The sequence below is a fragment of the Kitasatospora sp. NPDC086009 genome, assembly GCF_044540385.1.
Lineage (GTDB): Bacteria > Actinomycetota > Actinomycetes > Streptomycetales > Streptomycetaceae > Kitasatospora.
On sequence record NZ_JBITSA010000002.1, the window covers coordinates 603,840 to 622,624 of the forward strand.

The 18,785-nt window shown below is 73.4% G+C and carries 14 protein-coding genes, 1 tRNA gene and 1 pseudogene; 5 read left to right on the forward strand and 11 right to left on the reverse strand.

The window, feature by feature from the left end:
• Positions 1-192 precede the first annotated feature (192 nt).
• Positions 193-375 carry a hypothetical protein gene (locus tag ACIF6L_RS08365; protein ID WP_359834300.1) on the reverse strand — a complete coding sequence of 61 codons (183 nt, stop codon included), beginning with the start codon at positions 373-375 and terminating at the stop codon, positions 193-195.
• A gap of 92 nt (positions 376-467) precedes the next feature.
• Positions 468-1,436: a DUF5937 family protein gene (locus tag ACIF6L_RS08370; protein ID WP_359802455.1), complete on the reverse strand. Its 969-nt coding sequence runs from the start codon at positions 1,434-1,436 to the stop codon at positions 468-470.
• 73 nt (positions 1,437-1,509) lie between these two features.
• Here ACIF6L_RS08370 and ACIF6L_RS08375 point away from each other — a divergent pair, with 73 nt between their 5' ends.
• From ACIF6L_RS08375 to ACIF6L_RS08385, 3 genes are all read left to right on the forward strand, one after another.
• Positions 1,510-2,763, forward strand: coding sequence for an MFS transporter (locus ACIF6L_RS08375; protein WP_396486847.1), 1,254 nt, complete (start codon positions 1,510-1,512; stop codon positions 2,761-2,763).
• A gap of 79 nt (positions 2,764-2,842) precedes the next feature.
• A complete protein-coding gene (locus tag ACIF6L_RS08380) occupies positions 2,843-3,709 on the forward strand; it encodes a helix-turn-helix transcriptional regulator (protein WP_359802450.1) in 867 nt (288 codons plus the stop codon).
• A gap of 91 nt (positions 3,710-3,800) precedes the next feature.
• Positions 3,801-5,258: an aldehyde dehydrogenase family protein gene (locus ACIF6L_RS08385; RefSeq protein WP_329487198.1), complete on the forward strand. Its 1,458-nt coding sequence runs from the start codon at positions 3,801-3,803 to the stop codon at positions 5,256-5,258.
• An 88-nt stretch (positions 5,259-5,346) separates the two neighbouring features.
• Here the strand turns inward: ACIF6L_RS08385 and ACIF6L_RS08390 are convergent, their stop codons facing one another.
• From ACIF6L_RS08390 to ACIF6L_RS08400, 3 genes are all read right to left on the reverse strand, one after another.
• Positions 5,347-5,916, reverse strand: coding sequence for a Uma2 family endonuclease (locus ACIF6L_RS08390; protein WP_329487197.1), 570 nt, complete (start codon positions 5,914-5,916; stop codon positions 5,347-5,349).
• A 104-nt stretch (positions 5,917-6,020) separates the two neighbouring features.
• A complete protein-coding gene (locus tag ACIF6L_RS08395; RefSeq protein WP_359802444.1) occupies positions 6,021-7,847 on the reverse strand; it encodes a 5'-nucleotidase C-terminal domain-containing protein in 1,827 nt (608 codons plus the stop codon).
• Positions 7,848-8,130: 283 nt separating this feature from the next.
• Complete coding sequence (locus ACIF6L_RS08400; RefSeq protein ID WP_329492076.1) at positions 8,131-8,808, reverse strand: response regulator transcription factor; 678 nt, start codon at positions 8,806-8,808, stop codon at positions 8,131-8,133.
• A gap of 536 nt (positions 8,809-9,344) precedes the next feature.
• Here ACIF6L_RS08400 and ACIF6L_RS08405 point away from each other — a divergent pair.
• Complete coding sequence (locus ACIF6L_RS08405) at positions 9,345-12,656, forward strand: AAA family ATPase (RefSeq protein ID WP_396486846.1); 3,312 nt, start codon at positions 9,345-9,347, stop codon at positions 12,654-12,656.
• Between the two features lie 37 nt (positions 12,657-12,693).
• Here ACIF6L_RS08405 and ACIF6L_RS08410 read toward each other — a convergent pair whose 3' ends face one another.
• The 3 genes from ACIF6L_RS08410 to ACIF6L_RS08420 all read right to left on the reverse strand — a co-directional run bounded on the left by ACIF6L_RS08410 (position 12,694) and on the right by ACIF6L_RS08420 (position 16,031).
• The gene (locus tag ACIF6L_RS08410) at positions 12,694-13,218 is read right to left on the reverse strand and encodes a hypothetical protein (RefSeq protein WP_396486845.1); all 525 of its coding nucleotides are present in this window, start codon (positions 13,216-13,218) and stop codon (positions 12,694-12,696) included.
• The gene (locus ACIF6L_RS08415; protein WP_396486844.1) at positions 13,205-14,857 is read right to left on the reverse strand and encodes a VWA domain-containing protein; all 1,653 of its coding nucleotides are present in this window, start codon (positions 14,855-14,857) and stop codon (positions 13,205-13,207) included. The genes ACIF6L_RS08410 and ACIF6L_RS08415 overlap by 14 nt, the downstream gene beginning before the upstream one ends.
• A gap of 82 nt (positions 14,858-14,939) precedes the next feature.
• The gene (locus ACIF6L_RS08420; RefSeq protein ID WP_359802434.1) at positions 14,940-16,031 is read right to left on the reverse strand and encodes a hypothetical protein; all 1,092 of its coding nucleotides are present in this window, start codon (positions 16,029-16,031) and stop codon (positions 14,940-14,942) included.
• Between the two features lie 266 nt (positions 16,032-16,297).
• Here ACIF6L_RS08420 and pyk point away from each other — a divergent pair, with 266 nt between their 5' ends.
• Positions 16,298-17,728, forward strand: coding sequence for a pyruvate kinase (gene pyk, locus ACIF6L_RS08425; protein WP_396486843.1), 1,431 nt, complete (start codon positions 16,298-16,300; stop codon positions 17,726-17,728).
• 45 nt (positions 17,729-17,773) lie between these two features.
• Here pyk and ACIF6L_RS08430 read toward each other — a convergent pair whose 3' ends face one another.
• From ACIF6L_RS08430 to ACIF6L_RS08440, 3 genes and pseudogenes are all read right to left on the reverse strand, one after another.
• Positions 17,774-18,247, reverse strand: coding sequence for a hypothetical protein (locus tag ACIF6L_RS08430; protein ID WP_396487140.1), 474 nt, complete (start codon positions 18,245-18,247; stop codon positions 17,774-17,776).
• Between the two features lie 165 nt (positions 18,248-18,412).
• Positions 18,413-18,559, reverse strand: a pseudogene (locus tag ACIF6L_RS08435) (helix-turn-helix domain-containing protein); the annotation flags it as partial.
• Positions 18,560-18,658: 99 nt separating this feature from the next.
• Positions 18,659-18,742 (reverse strand) — tRNA-Leu (locus tag ACIF6L_RS08440).
• Positions 18,743-18,785: the final 43 nt, after the last annotated feature.

Below are 18,785 nucleotides of genomic sequence, written 5' to 3' on the forward strand. Positions count from 1 at the left end.
CGGCCGGACCGCCGGCGGCCACTCCCGCCGGTGGACCCGTCCACCCCCAGAGCGCCCGGCACCGCAACGCCGGGAGTACGAGCCGCTCCTCCCGCCAGTGTCGCCGGGCCAAACGCGGTCCCACGGCGCCTGCCCTCTCCCCGACCAAGTTGAGGGCAGGTGCCGCTTTCGTGCGCCCGCCGCGGTGGCGGTTCAGACCCGGGGCGTCGCCGGGGCGATCGTGACGGTGGGGCGGGGGAGGCCCGGATCGCCGGGCCGGGGCGGCAGCCCCCGCTCGTTCCCCCCGGCGGTGACCGTCAGGACGGCGAACACCAGGGCCGTGAGGGCCAGCACGGTGAGCAGCAGGGCGGCGGGGCTCGGGCGGCGTCGGCGCATGGCGCTTGGACGGGCCGGAGGCCGCGGCGGTTCCGGGCCACGGCCGCGCGGCGGTCTTCGTGCCTCAGCCGCGCGGCGGCGGTTCTCGGGGCTCAGCCGCGCAGCAGCAGTTCCGCAGCCTCGGTGCGCAGGTAGAGGACGGTGCGGCCGGCGCGGTGGCGGGCGGCCAGGCCCGCTCCGCGCAGGGCCGTGAGGTGGTGCGACACGTTGGCGGCCGACAGGCCGGTCCGGGCGGCGAGTTCGGTGGTCGAGGCGGGTGCGTCGAGTTCGGCGAGCAGCCGGGCCCTGGTCCGCCCGATCACCCGGGCCAGGCCGTCGGGCACGGTGGCGCCGGAGGTCTCCCAGAGCGTGGCCACCCCCCGCGGCGGGTAGACCAGGCCGGGCTGCCAGGGCGGGTTCTGCTGGGAGAAGACGCCCGGCCAGGCGAACACGGTGGGGGCCAGGACCAGGCCCCGCTCGCCGTCCAGCCGTCGCTGCACGTCCACCCGGCGGTGGTCGATCCGCAGGGTGTCGCGCTCCCAGCTCACCTGGGGGTGCAGGTCGGCGAAGAGCGCGGCCGGGCCGCCCGTCGACATCTGGCGGGCCCGCCGCAGGATCTCGCCCTCGGTGAGGCGCTGGATGCGCGGCCAGTGGGGGGCGATCGCCGCCGTCCAGTAGGCCCGCACCTCGGCGGCCAGCCGGGCCGTGCCCGCCTCCGGATCGGCCCGCAGTTCGGCGACCAGTGGCGGGAGCTCCCCGCCGAGCCGGTCGAGGTCCCGGCGGACGACGGCCGGGTCGGTGGCGGCCAGCGCGGCCACCGACTGCTCGATGGTGGGCGAGGAGTGGGTCGGCACCGGGGTCAGGAAGTCCGGTACGTACACCGTGGGCAGCCGGATCAGCTCGGACAGCAGCTCCCAGCCGACGCCCTCCAGCCGCCGCCGGGCCTGCCGCACCCACGGCAGGTGGACGGCGTGCCGGCCCGGCTCCTTCAGCACCTCGACGCTGGTGGCGACCTCGGACAGCGGGGAGCAGGCGAAGCGCGTCCGGGCGAGGTCCTGGGCCGAGAACTCCCAGACGAGCATGGCGGCCTCCGGCGAGGATTCGAGCAGGATGGAATCTCTGGGCAGGGATGATCATGCCCGAGAACCTGGGGCCATGACCACCGCGACCGCCACACCCGCCCCGCTGCGCGACCGACTGGGCCTGCCGGACACCTCCGGCCGGACCGGGCTGGTCGGCGCCCACCTGATCGACAGCCTCGGCACCGGGCTGATCCTCGCCTTCACCCTCGTCTATTTCGCCCGCACCACCGGCCTGGCCGTCGCCGCCGTCGGCGCCGCGATCACCGCCGCCCGGCTGCTCGCCCTGCCCACCGCGATCGGCGTCGGCCCGCTGATCGACCGCTACGGGGCCCGGGTGGTGGCGGCCGCCGGCAACGCGCTCTCCGCGCTCGCCTTCGGCGGCTACCTGCTCGCCCAGCAGCTCTGGCAGATCGTGCTGGTCTGCCTGCTCGCCCAGATCGGTCACGTCGCCTACTGGACCGCCAGCACCGGCCTGGTGGTGCTGGCCTCCGCCGAGGGGGAGCGAACCCGCTGGTTCGCGCTGGTGCAGACGCTGCGCAACGCCGGGCTCGGCCTCGGCGGGGCGCTGGGCGCCCTCCTGGTGGCCGGCGGCGGCACCGGGAGCCTGCGGCTGCTGGTGGCGCTCAACGGCGTCAGCTACGTCGTCGCGACCGTCCTGCTGGCCACCTGGCGGCCGGCCCCGGCGGCCGCGCCCGCGGAGGAGGCGGCCCCGGCGGACGAGGCGGCCCCGGCCGAGGAGGCGGGCGGCTACCGCGCGGTGCTGCGCGACCGCCGGTACCTGCTGCTGGTCGCCGTCAACCTCACCTTCGTCTTCGGCTCGATGATCCTGAGCATGCTGCTCGCCGTCTACCTCACCGAGGGCCTGCACCGCGAGGCCTGGGTGGCCGGTTCGCTGCTGGTGCTCAACGGCCTCCAGGTCGTCCTCACCGGCAACCTGGTGGCCGGGCGGCTGGAGCGGTTCCGGCCGACCAGGGTGCTCACCGCCGCCTCGCTCCTCAACGCCCTCGCCTTCGGGGCCTTCGCCCTGGTGGCCGCCGCCCCCGGCTGGGCCGTCCTCGCCGCGCTCTACGCCGCGATGTTCCTCTACAACCTCGCCGAGACCATGGCCACCCCCTTCCGGGAGGAGCTCAGCGTCTCGCTCGCCGAACCCGCGCTGCGCGGCCGCTACCTGGCGGTCTACCAACTGTCCTGGAACATCGGCCAGGCCGTCGCTCCCGCCCTGCTCACCCTGCTGCTGGGGCGCGGCGCCGCCTGGCCGTGGCTGTTCCTGCTGGTCCTGAGCCTGGCCGCGGTACCCGGGCTGCTACGCCTGGAACGCGATCGCTGACGGACTGTTGTTTGTCCGTGTCAGATGGCAGACTGCGGCCGACGGCCGGGGGGCTGCGCGACGTGCGGAGGGTGACGCGATGAGCATGACTCAGGCAGGCGGAGGTGCCACGGTACGGCGCCTGCTACTGGGGTCCCAACTGCGAAGGCTGCGGGAGGCCAGAGGCGTCAGCCGGGAGGAGGCCGGGTACTCGATCCGCGCCTCCGAGTCGAAGATCAGCCGGATGGAACTCGGCCGGGTCGGCTTCAAGGAGCGCGACGTCGCCGACCTGCTCACGCTGTACGGGGTCGAGGCCGAGCAGGAGCGGGCCTCGGTGCTCGGGCTGGTCCGCGACGCCAACGCGACGTCCTGGTGGCACGGTTACGGCGACGTGCTGCCGGGCTGGTTCCAGACCTACCTCGGCCTGGAGGAGGCCGCCACCGAGATCCGCAGCTACGAGGTGCAGTTCGTCCACGGGCTGCTGCAGACCGCCGACTACGCGCGGGCGGTGATCACCCACGGCGGCCACGTCACCGAGGCCGACGAGGTCGAGCGGCGGGTCGAGGTCCGGCTGAAACGCCAGCGGGTGCTCACCGCCGACCGGGCGCCGCGACTGCTCGCCGTCCTGGACGAGGCCGCACTGCGCCGCCCCTGGGGCGGGCCCGAGCTGATGCGGGCGCAGATCGACCGGCTGCTGGAGCTGACCGAACTGCCCAACGTCGTGCTCCAGGTGATGCCGCTGCGCTTCGGCGGGCTGCGCGCCGAGGGCGGCGCCTTCTCGGTACTGAGCTTCGCCGAACCGGAGCTCGCGGACGTCGTCTACCTGGAGCAGTTCACCACCGCGCTCTACCTGGACAAACCCGCCGAGGTGGCCGAGTACTCCGGCGCGGCGGACGGTCTGGTGGCCGACAGCCTCACCCCCGAGCTGACCCGGGAACTTCTTCGCTCCGTACGCCAAGAACTGTGAGGCGTCAGTACGATGAGCCCTGATCAGATCTGATCGAGGAGAGCCTGCGGGCTTTCCCGCAGCTTTCCCGAATCAGCACGAGAGGGATCAGATGTCGTACCTTTCCGAGTTGGCGCTGCAGTACATCGACGGCGAGTGGCGGACCGGCAGCGGCTCCTGGGACATCGTCGACGTCGACCCCTACACCGGCGACAAGCTCGCCACCATCACCGTCGCCACCGTCGAGGAGGTCGACCGGGCGTACCGCGCGGCCGAGCGGGCGCAGAAGGAGTGGGCCGCCACCAACCCCTACGCGCGCCGGCTGGTCTTCGAGCGCGCGCTGCGCATCGTCGAGGAGCGCGAGGCGGAGATCACCGAGGCGATCATGGCCGAGCTGGGCGGCACCGCCCTCAAGGCCGGGTTCGAACTCTCCCTCACCAAGGACATGCTGCGCGAGTCCATGCAGCTGTCGTTGCGCGCCGAGGGCCGGCTGCTGCCCTCGCCGGTGGAGGGCAAGGAGAACCGCCTGTACCGCCTCCCGGTCGGCGTGGTCGGTGTGATCAGCCCGTTCAACTTCCCGCTGTTCCTGTCGCTGAAGGCGGTCGCGCCGGCCCTCGCGCTCGGCAACGGCGTGGTGCTCAAGCCGCACCAGGAGACCCCGGTGGTCGGTGGCACGCTGATCGCCAGGATCTTCGAGGAGGCGGGCCTGCCGGCCGGTCTGCTGAACGTCGTCATCACCGACATCGCCGAGATCGGGGACGCCTTCATCGAGCACCCCGTCCCCAAGGTGATCTCCTTCACCGGCTCGGACAAGGTCGGCCGGCACGTCGCCACCGTCGCCGCCTCGCACTTCAAGCGCACGGTGCTGGAGCTCGGCGGCAACAGCGCGCTGATCGTGCTCGACGACGCCGACCTGGACTACGCGGTCGACGCCGCGGTGTTCAGCCGCTTCGCCCACCAGGGCCAGGTCTGCATGGCGGCCAACCGGGTGCTGGTCGACCGCAGCGTCGAGGCGGAGTTCACCGAGCGGTTCGTCCGCAAGGTCGCCACGCTGCGGGTCGGCGACCCGAAGGACCCGGCCACCCAGATCGGCCCGCTGATCAACCCGGTGCAGGCCGACGCCATCACCGCCCAGGTCGACCAGGCGATCGCCGGCGGGGCCACCGCCCTGCTGCGCGGTGAGACCAACGGCAGCCTGATGGACCCGGTCGTGCTCGGCGGCCTGCCGGCCGGCGCGCCGATCCTGCAGCGCGAACTCTTCGGCCCGGTCGTCCTGGTGGTGCCGTTCGACGGCGAGGACGAGGCGGTCCGGATCGCCAACGACACCCCCTTCGGGCTCAGCGGCGCCGTGCACACGGCGGACGTGGAGCGCGGTGTGCGGGTGGCGCAGCGGATCGAGACCGGCATGATCCACGTCAACGACGGGACCATCGCCGACGAGGCCGTGGTGCCGTTCGGCGGCGAGAAGAACTCCGGGGTGGGCCGCCTCAACGGCGAGTCCACGGTGGACGCCTTCACCACGGTGAAGTGGATCTCCATCCAGCACGGGCGCAGCCGCTTCCCGTTCTGACCCCTCGGGCCCGCCGGGCCGGACGCGGGCGCCCCGCCACCCGGACCACTGGCGGCGGGGCCCCCGCCCGCCGCGCGGGCGCCCGGGCTCAGCGGGGGTAGCGGATCAGCTCGGTGGTGGTGAGCTCGAAGGCGAACGGCTCCGGGACGGGCACCCGGTCGCCGAACCCGCCGCTCCACCGGCGGCGGTAGACGCCGTTGCCGGGTTCGGAGTGGAGGGTGAGCGTGCCGTCGCGCGGGTCGATCACCAGGTACAGCGGGATCTGCATCAGCGGGTAGTCGCGGACCTTGCCGACCAGGTCGTTCTCCGGATTCGAGGGCGAGACGATCTCGACCGCGATCGCCGCCAGCTCTGCCGGGACGTCGTTGCCGCCGAGCTCGACCACCGAGACCGGGATGTAGGTGAGGTCCGGATTGCGCAGCTTGCCGACGTTCGGCGAGGCGAGGTCGGTGTTCTCGCTGGGCATCAGGTCGGACGGCCGGTGCGCGTCGAACTGCTCCCGGACGATCAGCAGGTTGCGTTGGTGGATCACCGACGGCCCCGCCATCATGATGATCTCGTCGCCGGAGATCTCGATCTTCCACCCCGACGGCGGAGTCAGGCCCTGCGCGTACGCCAGGAGCTGGGCATGTCGTTCGGGGACACGGAACTCGGTCATGCCGCCATCCTCCCACCGCGACGGGCCCGCCGGGCCGGACGCGGGCGCCCCGCCACCGGGGAAGGGGTGGCGGGGCGGTCGCGGCGGTCGTGGGGCGGGCGGGGTCAGAACACCGGGCGGCCGGCCCGGACCAGGCGCCAGGACTCGGCGGCGAAGTCGGCCGGGTCGATGACGCCCCGGGCCTTCACCCAGGCGATCATCGCGTTGCGGATCTCGTCCGAGTTGGCCCACACCTTCGGGGCGGCCGCGACGTGCGGGAAGTTGCCGCCGCCGTTGGCACGGTAGTTGTTCACCGCGAGGACGAACTGGGCGGCGGGGTCGACCGGCTTGCCCTCGAAGGTGAGGTTGACGATCCGCGAGCCGGCCGGCTGGGCGATGTCGATGTCGTAGCCCAGGCCGTACACCGAGTCGTAGTTGTAGTCCGGGGTGTTCTGCGCGTTGGTCAGGGTGGCCTTGTCGACCGGCGCGTCCGGGGCGAGCTGGTTGTAGTACCGGGCCGAGAACTCCAGGTAGTCCTTGAGCTGGGCGCCCGTCAGGATGCGGGCCTCCAGGGTGTTCTCGTAGATGTACAGGCCCGCCGCGTCGCGCAGCTTGACCTGGCCGGACGGGATCACGGCGGTGCGGTTGAAGGGCGCGGCCTGCGCGAGCACCGGCAGCTTGGCGTACTGGCCGCCGGCCAGCGCCTCCTTGACCACGTCGGCCTGGACGCGGCCGATCAGGTCGATGATCGGGACGTCCCGGAACGGCGCCTCGGCGATCGACAGCTCGATCTTCGCGGTGCCGATGACCTGGTTGACGTACTCGACCACCTTCTTGTGCTGGTCGGTCATCAGGCCGACGATCTCCGGGTCCTCCGGGACGGTGTTGGAGTTCAGCACCCGGGAGGAGAGCGAGACCACCTTCCAGGCGCCGTTGTCCAGCTCCACCTCGAAGTCGAAGCAGGTCAGCCGCTGGCCCCAGCAGAGCGGCTCGGAGAGCACGACCGTCCGGCCGGTCTCCTTGTTGACGACCAGCCGCTGCGGGATCTCCTTGTGCGCGTGGCCCACCAGGACGGCGTCGATGCCCGCGACCTGCTCGGCCAGCGCGACCGAGGCGTTCTCCGCCCACGGCAGCTGGTCGCCGTAGGAGGTGGCCTCGTCCATGCCGGAGTGGCAGGCCACCACGACGACGTCCGCGCCGGCCGCGCGGACCTTGGGCACCCAGACCTTCGCGGTCTCCACGATGCCGGGGAAGGTCATCTTGCCGGCGACGTTCGCCTTGTCCCAGATCGCGATGCCCGGGTTGGTCAGGCCCAGGATGCCGACCTTGAGGGCCGGGCCGTTGCCCAGCCGCAGCTTGCGGATCACGTACGGCGGGAAGGCCGGCTTGTCGGTGCGGGCGTTCAGCGCGTTGGCGCCCAGCAGCGGGAAGTCCAGCTGCTCCTCGTAGGCGCGCAGGGTGTCGATGCCGTAGTTGAACTCGTGGTTGCCGAGCGCCGCGGCCGTGTACTCCATGGTGTTCATGGCGAGCGCCATCGGGTGCTCGGGCGCGGTGTCTGCCTCGGTGGCGATCGGGTCGACCCGGGCGTAGTAGTAGGTCAGCTGGGTGCCCTGGATGGTGTCGCCGGCGTCGATCAGCAGGGTGCGGTCCCAGCCCTTCTCCTCGCGGACCTGCTTGGCCAGCGTGGAGATCTTGGCGAGGCCGACCTCGTTGTGCGCCTTGTCGGCGTAGACCGCGTCGGTGAAGTAGTCCCAGTTGAGCACCCGGCCGTGCAGGTCGGTGGTGCCCATGACGGTGAAGGCCTGCTTCTTGGCCCGCCCCTTGGCGCGGGCCTCGTCCGGGCCCGCCGCCGCGGCGGGCGTGGCGGCGACGAGGCCGGCGCCGCCGGCCAGGGCGGCGCCGGCGGCGGTGGCGGCGGACCGGGCGACGAAGTCACGACGGTTCAGAGGCATGGACGGCTCTCCCGGGTGGGGACGGCGAATGGGTCGTCAGGTGTGGTGACGCGCGTAGAGGTACGCGCGTAGAAGTGTGCCGCGCGACCCGGCCGATGGGTAGCCCCGAAACGTTTCCAGCAGGTGAGATCTTGGCGACTCGTTCGTGACACCGCCGCACCGGCATCGCGCACCGTACCCGCCGCGGCCGCGGAACAGGTCACCCGCCGCGGCCGGAAAGCGGCCACCCGCCGCGCCGGCGGACGGACGCGGCGGGCGGGTGGCCGAAGGACGGGCGCGGGGCCTAGATGTACCCCTCGCGGACCGCGTGGGCGACCGCGTGGGCCCGATTGCGCAACTGCAGCCGGGTCGTCAACCCGTGCAGGACGTTCTTGACCGTGCGCTCGGAGTACGACAACCGGGCCGCGATCTCACCCGTGTCCCAGCCCTCGGCGACCAGCCGCAGCACGTCCGACTCCCGCTCGGACAGCCCCGACGGCGCATGGCCCGGCATCCCCTGGACGCTCCGCTGCAACCGGCCCACCTGGCTGATCAGCCGCCCCAGCAGGTCCGCCGGCAGATCACCGTCACCCCGGGCCGCCGCCAGCACCGCCCGGCCCAGCCGCTCGGCGGTGGCCTCCCGGCGCCAGATGATCGCGGCCACGCCGCACTCCACCGCCTCCAGCAGCTCGGCCTCGCGCATCCGCTCGACGACCAGCACCACCCGCTGCTCGGCACCGCGCACCAGCCGCCGCAGGTTCGCCATCACGGCGGCGTCCGCCGACTCGGCCAGCAGCACGGTGACCGCCCCCGGTGTGGTCGGCGCACCCGGCGCCGGATCCAACAGCTCCAGCCCCGGGTGACGGCGCAGCTGCGCCTCCGCCCCGGCCCGCGAGATCGGGTCCGCGGCCTGGACGACGACGCTGGTCCGGCCACCGCTGGACGGGGGAGCGGCGGACGGGGCGACGTGCCGGGCGGACATCGGACGCTGCGGCGGCACCATCCGCTGGCCCGCCGACGCGGGAGCGTGCCTGGGCACGGCCCGGCGTTCGTGGTCGGTGTGCAGGACAGTCAAGCTGGCCCCCTCCTGGAAAATCCCCGGCTCGCGGCCGGACGGCGGTGCGCCGCGACCAGGCCCTTGCAGGGTCCGGCGGGCACAGGCGTGCGGCGTGCGATGCGGGAACGACGACGGCCCCCCGGTAGGCTCCATCGTCCCCGCCACGGGCGGCCACGGCCATCGTGGTCCACCACGAGATCGGCCACCCGACGGCAACGGAGCAGCGCAGCGCCGCGCGGACACGCGGACGACGGGCGCGGCCCCGGCCCGGGCGGGGGCGGTGCGGGGCGCGGAGGGCAGCCGGACGGATCGGGCGGGGGTGGGGTGCGGAGCGGCTCCGAAAGGGGTGCGACGAGAATCACAGCTCTAACCGAGCCGCTGACACGGCGTCAAGCCGTTTCCCTGCACAACGGGGAAAAGTGCCCGTCCGGTCATCGGCGGGCGTCGCGGGAGGGAAGCAGATGAGTACCGTCAGGACGCGCCGACACCAGCAGGACCGGACCGTCGCCGCACCACCGCACCTCGCGGCCCGCGACCCCCAGCTGCGCCGGATCGCCGCACTCGCCACCCGCGCCCGGACCGGCACCGGCGGCGTCCTGCTGGTCACCGGCGCCGCCGGCACCGGCCGCAGCGCCCTGCTCGCCGAAGCCGCCCGCCGCGAGGCCGCCCACGGCACCACCGTGCTGTGGGCCCGCTGCTCCGTCGACGAGGCCACCACCCCCTACGCCGCCGCCCGCCAGCTGTTCGAGGCCGCCCCCGGCCAGGGCACACCGCCCCCCGGGGCCGGCCGCACCGCCCCCGGCACCGACACCGACACCGACATCGACCTCTGGGCCCTGCTGCGCCTGCACGCCGCCCACAGCCCCGTCCTGCTCGCCGTCGACGACATCCACCTCGCCGACCGGGCCTCCCGGGACTGGCTGCTCCAGCTCGCCCGCCGGATCGACCGGCTGCCCGTCCTCCTGCTGGCCACCGAACGCCGCCAGAGCGCCCTCGGCAGCCCGCCCGCCCGCTTCGGCCGCGGCCTGCCCCCCGGACTGGCCGACACCACCCGGCTGGACCCCCTCGACACCACCGCCGCCACCCGGCTCGCCGAACTCCACCTCGGCCTCGGCGCCCCGCCCGCCCTCGCCGACGACTGCGTCCGCGCCACCGGCGGCAACCCGCTGCTGCTCACCGCACTCCTCGCCGACCTGCGCGACCACCCCGACGAGTGCTGCCCCGCCGCCTTCACCGCCCTGCCCGCCCCGCCCGCCCTCGTCGCCCTCCCGGCCCTGCCCGCGTCCCGCGCCCTCACCACCCTCCGCGCCCTGCCCGACAGCTGCGCCCGGATGCCCGGCGGCGCCTTCCCCGAGGCCGTCGAACAGTGGCTGCTCGGCGGCGGCGACCGCGCCCTCACCGCCGCCCGCGTCCTCGCCCGGATGCAGGAACACCCCGCCGCCCGCACCGCCCCCCTGCCCGGCGCCGGGGACTTCGACCCGGTACCGATGCTCGCCGAACTCGCCGGCGCCGACCCCGACCAGATCACCGGCTGGCTCGCCGAGCTCACCACCCAGAAGCTGCTCGACGACCCCGGCCCCGGCCGCTGGCCCCGCTTCGCCCACCCGCTGCTCACCGACGCCGTCCTGGCCGGCCACGAACCCGGCCACCGCGCCCGCGTCCACCGCGCCGCCGCCGAGTTCCTGCACCGCACCGGAGCACCTGACGAACGCGTCGCCGGACACCTCCTGCTCACCCCCGCCCCCGCCCCGCGCTGGGCCGCGGAAGCCCTGCGCCGCGCCGCCCGCAAGGCCGCCGGGGCCGACCGCCCCGAGGACGCCGTCACCCTGCTGCGCCGGGTCCTCACCGAGCCGCTCAACGACCGCCGGCGCGGCCTGCTGCTCACCGAGCTCGGCGGCCTGGAGGTCACCCTCGGCCCGGCCGAGCGCACCGCGGGCGTCCGCCACCTCGCCGAGGCCGTGCACCTCCAGCAGTCCGACGAAGGCGTCTTCCAGACCGCCAACACGCTCGGCGCCGTACTGGCCGCCCGCGGCGACGCCCCCGCGGCGCTGGAACTGATGGAGGAACTGGCCGAACGCTTCGCCGACCGCGACGACCTCGTCCACGCCGTCCAGGCCGCCGCCGCACTGATCGCCGCGCACGACGGCCACAGCTGGCTCCAGGTGGTCGAGGGCGTCCAGCGGTTCGCCGCCCGCACCCAGCACCGGCTCGCACCGCCCGCGTACGCGCTGCTCACCGAGTTCGACTCGACCAGCGGGGTGCTCTCCGCGGCCGAGGTCGCCGCCCGGGTCAAGGACCTGCTCGACGCCCCGGTCGACCCGCTCTGCCGCTCCTACGTCCTGGTCTCCGCCGCCACCCTGGCCCAGTGGGCGGACCTGCTGCCCGAGGCGGACCGGCTGGTGGCGCGCGGCCTGGCCGCGTACCGGGGGCCCTCGCTGGACCCCGGCTACCAGTGCCTGCTGAGCGTGCGCGCCGAGAGCCGGGTGATGCGCGGCGAGTACCAGGCGCTGCTCGACGACCTCGCGCTGACCGGATCGTCCGCCGCGTCGGCCGCCGCCGCGTCCGCGCCCGCCGCCTGCGCGGGGCCCGCCGCGCTCCCGGGACCGGCGCCCGCCCCCGCCCAGGCGGCCCCGCCCGCCCCCGCCCAGGCCGTCCGTCAGGGGCTGCGGACCGGCGCCCGCGGCCGGTCCGGCGGCGAGAGCGCCGAGCGGCCCGAACGCCACGAGCGCTCCGTCTGGTCCTGGTGGTGCGGGACATCGGCGGACACCGGCCCGGGCGCCACCGGACCGGGTCACCCGGGCGCCTGCGCCCCGGGCGCCGCGGACCCGCACCTCGCGGACCGCGACGTCACCACCCCGGGCGCCGCGACCGCGCCCGGTGAACCGGCCGAAGCCGACGCGCAGGCCCCCGCCACCTACGCCGGCCTGCTCGGCCAGCAGAACGCCCACCTCGTCGCCCAGGCCGTCATCGCCCTCACCGAGACCGGCCGCTACTGGCAGGCCCACGGCCTCGCCCGCGCCGTCGCCGCCGACCGCGCCCAGGGCTCCTGGGAGTGGAACGAGTACCTGTACGCCCGCGGCCTGCTCCGACTCGCCACCGGCGAACCGGCCGAAGCCCTCGTCGACCTGATGGAATGCGGCCGCCGCCAAGGCGAACGGCACGTCCTCAGCCCCATCGTCACCCCCTGGCGCTCCGCCGCCGCCGACTGCCACATCGCCCTCGGCGAACCCGGCCCGGCCGTCGCCCTCGCCGAGGAGGAGCTGCGGCTCGCCCGGATCTGGGGCACCCCGCGCACCGTCGGCCGCGCCCTGCGCGCCCTCGGCGCCGCCACCGGCGGCCGCCACGGACTCGACCTCGCCGCCGAGGCCGTCGAGCTCCTGCGCACCGCCGAGATCGAGACCGAACTCATCCCCGCACTGATCACCCACGGCCGCCTGCTCGCCGACGGCGGGCGCCGCGGCGCCGCCCGCCGCGCCCTGCGCGAGGCCGCCGGCCGCGCCGAACGGCTCGGCGCGATACGACTGCGGGCCGTCGCCGTCGAGGCGCTCCGCGCCAGCGGCGCCCGGCGCGGCCGCGGCGAGCACGCCGGCGCCGAGGCCCTCACCGACAGCGAACTGCGGATCTGCCGCCTGGCCACGGCCGGACACTCCAACGCCGAGATCGCCGCCATGCTGCACCTGGCCGTCCGGACCGTGGAGACCCACCTGACCAACAGCTTCCGCAAACTCGGCGTCCGCCGCCGGGCGGAACTCGCCGGCGCCCTGGAGACGTGACCGGCCCGCGCCGGCACCCGGCGCGGGCCTCCCCCGCTCAACCCGCCAGCACCGCCGCCATCCGCTCCACCTCCCGCGCGAGCGCCACCCCCGGATCCTCCCCGTCCGGCGTCCAGCGCTCCCAGGTCCGCGCCCGCAGATAGCCGTCCACCGCCACCGGCAGCCGCCGCAGCACGATCCGCTCCGCCGCCGGCCCCGGACCGACCACCCGCAACCGCTCCACCAGGTCGTCCAGCTTCACCGACGACGGCAGGGCCACCGTCCCCAGATAACCCGCCAGCGCGTCCAGCTCCACCCAGCGCACCGGCGGCGCGGGCACCGGCACGTCCGGCACCGGCACGTCCGGCACCCGCCCCGGGGTCACCGGGCGCGGCCCCGGCGCGAGCAGCACACCCACGACGTACAACGCCGCCACGATCCCCGGCCACCACGCACCGCCGAGCCCCGCGAAATGCAGCCCCAGCCCGACCGCCCCGCCCCCGCAGCCGACCAGATTGCGGGTGGACTCCAGATACCCCACCATCCGCCGCCCGCCCGGACCCCCGCGGCTACTGGTACCCACGGATCTCCTCGAACGCCCCGTCCAGCGACGCCGTCCCGTCGAACAGCTTGCCCCCGGTCAGCTCCGCGATCCCCTGCAACTGGTTCTTCGCCGCGTCCCCGAACAGGATCGGGAACACCGGCACCGCCTTCTGCGCCGCCGACAACCCGTTGTAGAAGTTCCGGAAGTCCTTGTCCGACGCGCCCTCGTTGCTCTCACCGTCCGTCATCACCACGATCGACGTGAACCGGTCGTCCTGCGCCGCCGCCTGCTGCCGGTCCAGGAACCGGTACGCCTCCTGCAGCGAGCTGTACACCGCCGTCCCGCCGTCCGCCGACAGCGCCTGCACATCCGCGTTGATCGACGCCAGCTCCTGCTGCGCACCGGCCGCCGGCACCGTGTGCGTCTTCGTCGACTTCACCTTGGAGGCGAACGACAGCAGCGTCACCTCCTCGCGGTTGCGGAACCGCCGCACCCCCCGGGTGTCCTCCGCCCCGGTCAGCCGCCCCAGCGCCGACTTCAGCGCCGCCAGCCGGGCCCCCGCCATCGACCCCGAGGTGTCCAGCACGTACACCGTCCGCGACGGCCGGCGCAGCTCGTCCTGGTACGAGGCCAACAGGCCGTCCGCGACCGCCTTGCTGCCCGGGAACGGCAACTCGTGCCGCCGGTCGGCCGGCAGCGACGGAGCCGCCGCCACCCCCGCCGACACCGGGTGACGCAGCGTCAACTCCGAGACGCGCTTCTGCACATCGTCCTTCAGCAGGTAGTCGGTCAGCCGCCGGAACGAGTCCCGCTCCCGCTCGGCCGACGAACTGAGCAGCGTCAGCGGATAGTTCGCCGACACCACGCCGTCGGTCGGCCGGATCACCGTCAACTGCTGGTCCGCCGCCAGCGTCTTGTTCATCGACAGCAGGACCGACTCGTAGTTGACCAGCGCCCCGACCCGGCCCTGCTCCGCCCGCGCGTACGCCTGCGCCAGCCAGCCGGACGAACCCGACGTCAGCTTCTGCCCCGTGAAGAACTGCTTCAACGACGGCGTCGCCTTCCGCACGTCCGCCTCGGTGAGCGCCGAATCCGCCCCCGAGAACGCCGCCGCCACCGCCACCAGCGCCGAGAAGCCCGAGTTGGACCGCGACGGGTCGGCCATCCCGTACGCCAGCCTGCCGGTCGACGCCGCGTCCGCCAGCTGCCCCCAGCTCACCTTGGAACCGTCGCCCCAGCCCAGCTCGTTGAGCGAGGACGACCGCACACCCACCGCCACCGGCGACACCATCACCGGCGTCTCCGACAGCAGCTTCGACTTCCCCGCGTCGTCCAGCCGCAGATAGTGGTTCGACGGGAACCAGACCGCGTCGTACTTGCCGTCCGCCCGGCCCGAGGCCACGGCGTCCGCACCGTCCAGCGACCCGGTCCAGGCGAACTGGACGGTCACCCCGGTCGCCTTCTGCGCCTCCTCCAGCACCGGCGCCATGTCCTGCAGTTCGCTGCCGGCCAGCACCCGCAGCACCCCCGCCCGCGCGGTCGGCGCCGGCGCGTCGCTCTGCTGCGGAGCCGGCGCCGGCGAGGACGTGCACGCCGTCGCCGCCACCAGCAGGGCGAGCCCCGCCACCAGCACCCGCCCGCCGCGCCCCGCCGCGGCCCCCACCCTGGTCGTCCTCATCGTCGCCCCGTCCGTCGTGCCGTCGTGTACCGCTTCGGGCGGTCCCGTTCGCCCCGCCACCGTCCCGCCCGCCATCGGCCGGTCACTTCCCCTTCGCCGCGTCGACCAGCTTGGCCAGCGCCTCCGAGGACGGCACCGGCGCCTGTTTCACCCGCGCCGCCGTCAGGTCCGCCGCGAAGGCCGGGTTCTCCCGCCCGGCGGTCTGCAGACCGAAGGCGGCCGGATCCGACTGCGGCCGGAACCCGTACCTGGCCTCCAGCTTGCGGAGCTTCTGGTCGTCGTTCAGCAGCGCGGCCAGCTTCTGCCCGGCCGCCGTGCGCCCGACGATGGTGTGGTCGGAGGAGATGGTGGTGTCCGGGTACAGCACCACCATGTCGCCGGTGCCCTTGCCCTCCACCGCCAGCTGCGCCGCCTGCGACTCGTAGGCGAGCACCAGCGGATTGCCCACGTTCGAGAGGAAGTCCCGGAACGGCTCGTCGCTGCTGCTCTTCTGGATGCCCTGCTTGCTGGTCAGCGAGGACAGCACGGCCTTCACCTGCTGCACCTCGGCGTCGCTCGACACCACCTGGTGGTTGTTGAGCAGGTAGGAGACCAGCGCGAGGTAGAGCGCCCCGGAGGAGGACTCGGCGGGGTCCGTGGTGGTCATGAAGACCGCACCGCTGAGGTCCGCCTGGTCCTTCGCGCCGGTGAGCTCCTCCCACCGGCGGCCGGCCCTGACCACGTTGACGTACTCGTCCATCCTGAACGTCCACACCCGGGAGTTCTGGTCCTGGGAGGCCAGCCCGTTCTGCGCCAGCACCTTGGCCGTCGACTGGTGGGCCAGCACCACCAGGGGCGAGTAGAACGGGCGGACCGGCCCGTCCTTGAGCTGCAGCTGCCGGCGGATCGCCTCGGCCGGCGACAGGCTGGCCGGGAACGCGAAGTCGAGCCGGCCGAGGTCGCTCTCGCTCATCAGCCACGACCCGGTGGTCTGCACATCGACCTTGAGGCCCTGCTCCGCCAGCGCGGCCACGACGTCCGGATCCTTGAAGAAGTCTCGCTTCTCGGAGCCGATCACGCCGGTCACCGTGACGACCTTCGAGCCCGGATCGTCCCGGCCGGTGGGTTTGAGCAGCGCGAACGCCACCCCGCCGAGCAGCACCAGTGCCGCGATCACCCCGAACGCACGCTTCATACCGGGCGATTCCCCCTCGTCGGACCCGTGTCCGGGCTCCCACCCGGGTGACGAGCGTCCCGCCGGGCCGCGAGCGGCGGTCGAAGGCGTGGTGAACCGGGGGTGAACACCCCTTCACGGAATCGCATCGGCGGACGCCCGCGGGCTGCCGCGCGCACACCAGTCCGAGCGGGTGTCAGATTGTTCAACTCACCTTCCTGCAAAGGTCATCCCGCCGGTCGGACGGGCGTCGATGTTACGCGCCGGTAATGCCTACGCTCAGGGGTATGCGCCGAGCAAAAATCGTCTGTACTCTCGGGCCAGCCACCGACTCGTACGACCAGATCAAGACGCTGGTCGACGCCGGGATGGACATCGCCCGCTTCAACCTGAGCCACGGCTCCCACGCCGAGCACGAGGAGCGCTACCGCCGGGTCCGCAAGGCCGCCGACGAGACCGGCCGCAGCGTCGGCGTGCTCGCCGACCTTCAAGGCCCGAAGATCCGACTGGAGACCTTCGCCGAAGGTCCGGTACTTCTCGAACGCGGCGACGAGTTCACGATCTCCACCGACAAGGGCGTCGTCGGAGACCAGAACATCTGCGGCACCACCTACCCGGGCCTCGCCGCCGACGTCACCAGCGGCGAGCGGATCCTCGTCGACGACGGCCGGGTCACCCTGGAGGTCGTCGAGGTGGCCGGCCCGCTGGTCCGCTGCACCGTCGTCGAGGGCGGCCTGGTCTCCGACCACAAGGGCCTCAACCTCCCCGGCGTCGCCGTCTCCGTGCCCGCGCTGAGCGAGAAGGACATCGCCGACCTGCGCTGGGCCCTGCGGACCGGCGCCGACCTGATCGCGCTCTCCTTCGTCCGCAGCGGCCGCGACATCGAGGACGTCCACCGCGTGATGGCGGAGGAGGGGCGTTCCGTCCCGGTCATCGCCAAGATCGAGAAGCCGCAGGCGGTCGAGAACCTGGAATCCATCGTGGACGCCTTCGACGGCATCATGGTGGCCCGCGGCGACCTGGGCGTGGAGATGCCCCTCGAACAGGTCCCGATGGTCCAGAAGCGCGCCGTCAAGCTGGCCAAGCGCAACGCCAAGCCGGTCATCGTCGCCACCCAGATGCTGGACTCGATGATCAACGCCTCCCGCCCCACCCGGGCCGAGGCCTCCGACGTCGCCAACGCCGTCCTCGACGGCAGCGACGCGGTGATGCTCTCCGGCGAGACCTCCGTCGGCAAGTACCCCGTCGAGACGGTCCGGACCATGGGCCGCATCATCGAGGCCGCCGAACAGGACGCCCTCGCCGACGGCCTCCCGCCGCTCACCGCCGGCACCAAGCCGCGCACCCAGGGCGGCGCCGTCGCCCGCGCGGCCACCGAGATCGGCGACTTCCTGGGCGCCAAGTACCTGATCGCCTTCACCCAGTCCGGCGACACCGCCCGCCGGCTCTCCCGCTCCCGCTCGCCGATCCCGGTGCTCGCCTTCACCTACGAACCGGCCGTCCGCAGCCAACTCGCCCTCACCTGGGGCGTGGAGACCTTCCTCGGCCCCTTCGCCGCCACCACGGACGAGATGGTCGAACAGGTCGACGCCGCGCTGCTCTCCCTCGGCCGCTGCCGCAAGGGCGACATCGTCGTCATCACCGCCGGCTCCCCACCCGGCCTCGCCGGCTCCACCAACCTCGTCCGCGTCCACCACGTGGGAACACTGGACAGCTGACCGGGCTTCGCCGATGGCGGCGCGCTCCGGGGGAGCGCGCCGCCATCAGTACTTGGGGCCGATGCGGGCGTCCATGAGGGCGACGGAGGCCTTGCGAGCGATTGAGACGTTGACCTGGCCGGTGGGGCGAGGGACGGAGGTCTTCCACCGCACGCCGACGGCGTCGAGGGTCGAGGTGAGGAGGGCGATGATGTCGGTCGAGGTGTTGGTGAAGAAGTAGCGCGGGTATTCGTGGCGGCGGACGACACCGTTGACGGTGCGGGTCGCCCAGTTGGTGATGCGGCAGCCGTCGGAGTGGATCAGGCCGCGCAGGAACTCCCACGGGTGGGCTTCGACGATCTCCTGTTGCCACGGCTGCAGGGCGATGAGGCGCTCGTGCTTCTTGCCGGCGCCGTGCTGGGGGAAGTAGCAGGTCAGGTGCTGGGAGTACAGCTTCACGTCGTGGGAGCCGGTTCGGCGGACGCGGCACGGCTTGTTGCGCGGCATCACCTCGCGCATGGCCTTCTCGGCGGAATCCATGATTCCCGGCCAGTTGTCGTCACAGGAGATGGACAGGCTCGCCGTGCGGTGCTGCTTGGGTCGGCTGATGTGGCCGTCGCCCAGATAGAGGCCGAGTAGGTAGGCGTAAGCGGAGCGGTTTATCCCGTCTCCGTAGCAATGGACGCAGGTCGACCGCTTGCGCCCGGGAGGCGTACCGTGCTTGGCAAGATCTTCGTGTTTCCACCAGGAGACGGTGCCGGGTGGGACGCCGAGCCTCCGTGCTACGTCGGCGTTGCGGACGCCTTGGCGAAGGAGACGGACGGCTTGTTCGCGCGCTGAGGGGGGAGCCATGTCGCTCAGCGTGTCTGCTGCTCGGGTGACATTCGGGAGATCCCGCGATCATCCACCGGATCCGGTGAATTCCTCATTCAGCGGGAATACCGCTTGAAGTGCCGGGTGCGGGATTCGAACCCGCATGTCCTTTCGGACAGATGTGTTTGAGACATCCGCGTAAGCCTATTCCGCCAACCCGGCCGGGTGCGACTGCGACAGCATACCGCGTGCGCGTCCGCGGGTG